General features: G+C 71.6%; 5 protein-coding genes. 2 read left to right on the forward strand and 3 right to left on the reverse strand.

What is annotated here, in order from left to right; translation table 11 throughout:
- The first annotated feature begins 201 nt into the window (after positions 1-201).
- A complete protein-coding gene (locus AC08OV_RS22425; protein ID WP_476615280.1) occupies positions 202-1,380 on the forward strand; it encodes an HAF repeat-containing protein in 1,179 nt (392 codons plus the stop codon).
- A gap of 16 nt (positions 1,381-1,396) precedes the next feature.
- Here the strand turns inward: AC08OV_RS22425 and AC08OV_RS22430 are convergent, their stop codons facing one another.
- The gene (locus tag AC08OV_RS22430) at positions 1,397-3,094 is read right to left on the reverse strand and encodes an ABC-F family ATP-binding cassette domain-containing protein (RefSeq protein ID WP_476615281.1); all 1,698 of its coding nucleotides are present in this window, start codon (positions 3,092-3,094) and stop codon (positions 1,397-1,399) included.
- 108 nt (positions 3,095-3,202) lie between these two features.
- On the opposite strand from AC08OV_RS22430, the gene AC08OV_RS22435 reads away from it, so the two are divergent.
- Complete coding sequence (locus AC08OV_RS22435; protein ID WP_476615279.1) at positions 3,203-3,373, forward strand: hypothetical protein; 171 nt, start codon at positions 3,203-3,205, stop codon at positions 3,371-3,373.
- 67 nt (positions 3,374-3,440) lie between these two features.
- Here AC08OV_RS22435 and AC08OV_RS22440 read toward each other — a convergent pair whose 3' ends face one another.
- A complete protein-coding gene (locus AC08OV_RS22440) occupies positions 3,441-4,247 on the reverse strand; it encodes a ribonuclease FAU-1 family protein (RefSeq protein WP_476620268.1) in 807 nt (268 codons plus the stop codon).
- Positions 4,248-4,345: 98 nt separating this feature from the next.
- Positions 4,346-5,538: protein kinase domain-containing protein (locus AC08OV_RS22445; protein ID WP_476620269.1), on the reverse strand; the 1,193-nt coding region annotated here is incomplete at its 5' end.

Consider the following 5,538-nt stretch of genomic DNA (forward strand, 5'->3'; position numbering starts at 1 on the left):
CCACCGCCGAGCCGAGGGGGTGAGCCGCCGGCGGCGCCAGCGTGTCGTTGCTTGACGACGGTAGATCATGTTGCAATCCTCCGGCCTCGGAGAGTTGGCATTGCGTGATGGCTCCACGAACTCCTCCAGCCGGTCGACCGACGTCGGCCGATAACCGTCGACGGCTGACCGTGGCAGCCGGCCAGAGGAGATCATTTCGCGATGAACGATCGAAGGACATTCATCCGTGCCGCCACGGTGGCCACGACCCTCGTGCCCTGGTCGCTCGGCTACCTCGGCTCCGCCACCGCGGCGGACGCGGCCACCGCGGCGCCGTCCTCCCCACCTGCGCCCGCCCGACCCGCCGTCGTGGACATTCCATCCCCGACCGGGGCCTCCGGTCTCCTCACCGGCGGCAACACCGCAGGCCTTCTCGCGGGCTACTGGCAGACCTCACCATCCGAGCTCAGTGGGTTCGTCTACCGCGGCGGTACGGTGCACGGCCTGCCGGGGAACAGCCGGCCGGCCGCGGTGAGCGAGGCCGGCGTGGTCGTCGGCGAGAACATCACGCGTTACAGCCGGGAGGCGTTCCGCTGGAAACGTGGCGTCTATCAGTCGCTGGGATTCCTCGGCGGCACCCCCACCCAGAGCGGGCAGTCCAGTACCGCGGTCGACGTCAGCGACACCGGATTCATCGTGGGGACCAGCACCACCAATACGGGCGAGCAGCACGCCTACCGATGGTCAAACGGCACGATGACGGATCTGGGCACACTTGGCGGACCATTGAGTTCCGCCGTGGCCGTCACGGTGCAGGGAAGGGTGGCGGGTAACAGCCTCACCCGGGAGGGCGCCAGCCACGGGTTCCTCTGGTCAGCCGGCACGATGTCGGATCTCGGGACTCTCGGCGGTTCCTCGACCGTCGTCGCCGACGTGAACAACGCCAGGCAGGTCGTGGGGACCAGCGAGACCTCGGACGGCTATTCCCGCGCGTTCCTGTGGGACCGCGGCCGCATGACCGATCTCGGGACCCTCGGCAGTGACCTGCACAGCGAGGCGGTCGCCGTGAACAGTCTCGGTCAGGTGCTGGTGCGCAGCCTCGGATCGTCAGATGGCGGGTTCCTGTGGATCGCGGGCCGCCGCATCCCGATCACCTCACCGCTCGGCCCGCTGGAGCTTCTCGACCTCAATGATCATGGTGTGGTATGCGGGACGGCACCCTCGGGTCAAGGCAGCCACGCGTTCCGCTGGTACCGCGGCCGGCTGACCGATCTGGGCACCCTCGGAGGACCGCTGAGCGCGGGCAACGCCGTCACCCCGAACAACGTCGTGCTCGGTTCCGCGACCACCACGGACTCCCCGTTCCCCCATGCGGCATTCTGGCCGAACACCGGCTCCTGACGTTCTCAGCGGCCCGTCACAATGGCTTCTCGGTGACGAGGGGCTTCTCGGTGACGAGGCCGCCGTCGACGTGCAGCCGGCGGGTCACGGCGACCGTGTCGAGCATGCGCCGATCATGGGTGACGAGCAGCAGGGTGCCCGCATAGCCGGCCAGCGCCTGTTCGAGCTGATCGATCGCCGGAAGGTCGAGGTGGTTGGTGGGTTCGTCGAGCACCAGGCAGTTCACGCCGACCGCCTGCAGCAGCGCGAGCCCCGCCCGGGTGCGTTCTCCCGGCGACAGGGACGCCGCCGGCCGAGTGACCTGATCCGGGCCGAGACCGAACTTCGCGAACAGGGTGCGCACCTCGCCCGCCGGCCAGCTGGTCGCCCGCTCGGCGACGGCCAGCGCCGTGGCCTCACCCCGGAACAGGCCGCGGGCCTGGTCGATCTCGCCGAGCCGCACGCCGGACCCGAGTGCCTGGTGCCCCCGGGCCAGGGGGATGCGGCCGAGCAGCGCACCCAGCATGGTCGTCTTGCCCCCGCCGTTCGGCCCGGTGATCACCACCCGGTCCGCCCACGCGATCGTCAGGTCGACCGGCCCCAGAGTGAAGCCCGATCGGGCCACCACCGCGCCGGTCAACGTCGCGACGACATCGCCCGACCGGGGCGCGGCGGCGATCGACATGCGCAGCTGCCATTCCTTGCGGGGCTCCTCGACCTCCGCCAACCGGTCGAGGCGGGACTCGATGGACCGGACCCTGGCCGCGCTCTTCGTCGCCGCCTCGATCCGGGCTCCCTTGGCGGCCCGGTCACCGTCGGGCATCCGCCGCTTCGCCCGCACCGAACCCCGCACCGCCTGCTCCCGCTGGCGTTGCGCCTGGGCAACGAGATCGGCCCGCTGGCCGGCGTACTCCTCGTACCGCTCCCGGGCCTGACGCCGCGCGACCTCGCGGGCCTGCAGGTACGCCGTCCATCCGCCGGCGAAGAGGGTGAGGCCGTGCCGGTGCGGATCGAGTTCGGCGACGGTGTCGATGGTGCGGTCGAGGAACTCGCGGTCGTGGCTGACGACGACCAGCGCCCCGGGCACGCCTTGGACGAACCGCTCGAGCCGTTCCAGCCCGTCGAAGTCGAGGTCGTTGGTGGGCTCGTCGAGCAGGGTGATGTCGAACCGGGACAGCAGGACGCCGGCCAGCGATCCCCGGGCGGCCTGCCCGCCGGACAACGCCGTCGTCGGGCTGTCGAGCGCGCCCGCGGGCAGACCGAGATCGGCGCACACCTCCTCGGCGCGGGCGTCGAGGTCGGCCGCGCCGATCGCCAGCCACCGCTCCAGGGCGACGCTGTAGCGGTCGTCGACCCCAGACGTGCCAGGAGCCCCAGACGTGCTAGGGACCCCGGACGTGCCCAGGGCCAACGCCTCGGTCGCGGCGTCGAGCTCGGCCTGCGCCGCGGCGACGCCGGTGCGACGGGCAAGGAAGGCCCGCAGGGTCTCCCCGGGGTCGCGGTCGGGTTCCTGGGGGAGCAGGCCGACGTTGGCGGTCGGCGGCGCGAGATCCACCCGGCCCGCGTCGAGCGCCACCTGCCCGGCGAGGGCACGCAACAACGTCGACTTGCCGACGCCGTTGGGCCCCACCACGCCGAGACGGTCGCCGGGCGCGACGGTGAGGGAGACGCCGTCGAGGACGGTCGCCCCACCGCGGGTGACGGTGAGACCGGACGCGACGAGGGTGGCGGACATCTGACCAGTCTGGCGCATGGACGGCGCATCGCGTCCCGCCCCCTGGGGCCGCATCCATCCGGTGGAACCCTACGGTGAGTCCGTACGCTAGGTTCGTACGCTGGGTCCGTGCGGCTGACCGGCGCCGAGGCCCGCATCGTCCGGGCGAGCGAACCCGGACACGCCGCTGCCATCGAACTGCTCATCGCCCGATATGACCAGTGCCAGGCCACCCCGCCCGCCGGGCCGGCGATCATCGTGACGGTGGCCCGCTGGTCAGGGTGGGCCTTCTCGACGTAGCCGGCTGTTAACATCGCCGGCCCTCGATACCGCCGGCCCTCGATACCACCGGCCGTCGACATCGCCGTCAGTGCGGGCCGGTTCCGGTCGTGCCCGGCGCCCGCGGGCGGTCCCAGCCGGGCGGCAGGGTAGCCGGTGTGCGCCAGGACGGGTCCGGCTGGAAGTCGCACCAGGTGCCGTCGAACGGGAACGCCCCTGTCTCGACGAGCCGCAGCAGCCGCTCGCCCTCGGCCCGCACCGCCGCCGCGTCGGTGACCCAGTAGTGCTCGGGAAACGCGAGCCGTTCCGCGAGCTCGTGCTCATCCTTCCACTGCCAGGTCCGGTCCGGGGAGACCCACAGGTCGAGGTCGTGGTCGGTCGTGTCCACCCCGACGAGTCCGTCGTGGCGCCAGGCCACGGCAGGTGCCTCGAGGTTGATGTACCAACGGGCGAACCGCCCCTGCCGGTCCCAGAACCACCACACCGAGTGCGCGCCCGCCGGCGGGATCATCATAAGGATGTTCGGCCCAGGCCAAGCCCTCTCCACCAGCACCGTGGATTGGCGGATCCATTCGGCGAACGGCATGTCGCGCAGGCCGCGACCGTCCGTGCTCAGCTCGACGGCCATCGGGCAGCCGTGCGGGATCCACAGCCGCAGGCCGCGCTCATCGTGGCCGACCACGTGACCCGCGCGGACGAAGACGAGCCGCTTGGTGGTGAACGACCGGTGCACGACCACTTCGCCCGGGACGAATTCTCCTGGAACGAATTCGCCCGGGACGAACGGACCCGCCGGTGCGGCGCCCGAACCGAGCGGTGGCGATGCCTGGGGACCGGCCTGGGGACCAGCCTGGGAACCGGGATCATACGCCACGGGGCTTTCCAGCTTCGTCACCGTCCGACTGTACGGTGCCGTCCTGCCCCGGCGTGCCCCCCACCACAACCCCACGACAGACGGGATGGGACGCTCATGACGGTCGATTCCGCCGTCGATCAACCGCCGGCACCGGCCAGCAACTCCCGGACGACAGGCACCATCGGATACTCCGTCCCCCAGACCCTGAGCAGATCGGCGAGCAGCGCCGAGAGGGTCTCGGCGGCCGACGCCCGATGGCCGGCGCCGAGCTGCAACAGCCCGATCTGCCGTCGCAGCTCGAAGACCTGGGCGTCGTCCGCACCGAACACCCTGATCTCGTCCTCCAGCAGCCCACGAAGCTGTTCGAGCGCCTGGCCGGTCTCACCGATCAGGGCCCGGCAGGTCGCCTCCCGCAGGCGGCAGCGCAGAACCCGCTCGCTGTCCGGAGCGTCCCGGTGGACGAGATCGACGGGAAGCGTGCGGTAGCCGTCCACGGCGCGGCGGAAGTCGCCGCCCTCGAACAGGTGGTCCGCCAGATCGAGACGGAGCGCGAGCACGTCCGCGCTGTCGTGGCCGAGGGCACCACCAGCCCGGTCCACCGCCGCCGCCAGCACACCGGCGGCCTGACTGTAGCGGGAGGCCCGGGCCAACGTCCGAGCCTCGTCCCGGGCACGACGAAGATCGGACCGCCTGATCCCGCCATCGGGCTCCCCGGGCGGCTCAGCAGTGGATCTCCGGGTGGAGGGGGCAGTGTTCGGGGCCGCCCCGCGCGGTACCACCCGGGCCGCGACCGCCGCGTACAGCCGTACCGGGTTGTCCGCGGCGTCGTCGACGGCCCCGGGAAACGGGCCGAGGCCCACCACGGATCCGATCAACGCCGCGTACACCTTCTCCACGCTGCACGGGCGATCCTCCGGCGCCTTGCGCAGCATCGCGGCGACCAGCTCGTCGAGGCCGCCCGGCACGTCGGCGCGCAGCGACCGCACCCGCGCCGGGACCTCCTCGACCTGCTTGTTCATCACCGTGTAGGACGACGAACCGGCGAACAGCCGCTGACCGGTCAACATCTCGAACAGCGTGGCACCCAGCGCGTAGATGTCGGTGGCCGGCGTGCTCAGGCCGGCAAGCACCTGCTCGGGCGCCGTGTAGGCGGGGCTGCCGAGGTGCTGGCCGGTCACCGTGATCTTCGACAGGTTGGTCCGGTCGAGCGCGATGGCGAGCCCGAAGTCCAGCACCTTCACAGTGCCGTCCGGCTCCAGCATCAGGTTCGCCGGTTTGAGGTCGCGGTGCACGAGCGACGCCCGGTGCGCCACCGCAAGCACCGAGGCCA

The sequence above is a fragment of the Frankia sp. CeTa3Moorea genome, from assembly GCF_978021225.1.

Excerpts from the sequence above, each read along its gene's own strand:
- AC08OV_RS22425 (WP_476615280.1), top strand. The coding sequence starts at position 202 with ATGAACGATCGAAGGACATTCATCCGTGCCGCCACGGTGGCCACGACC.
- AC08OV_RS22430 (WP_476615281.1), bottom strand. The coding sequence starts at position 3,094 with ATGTCCGCCACCCTCGTCGCGTCCGGTCTCACCGTCACCCGCGGTGGG.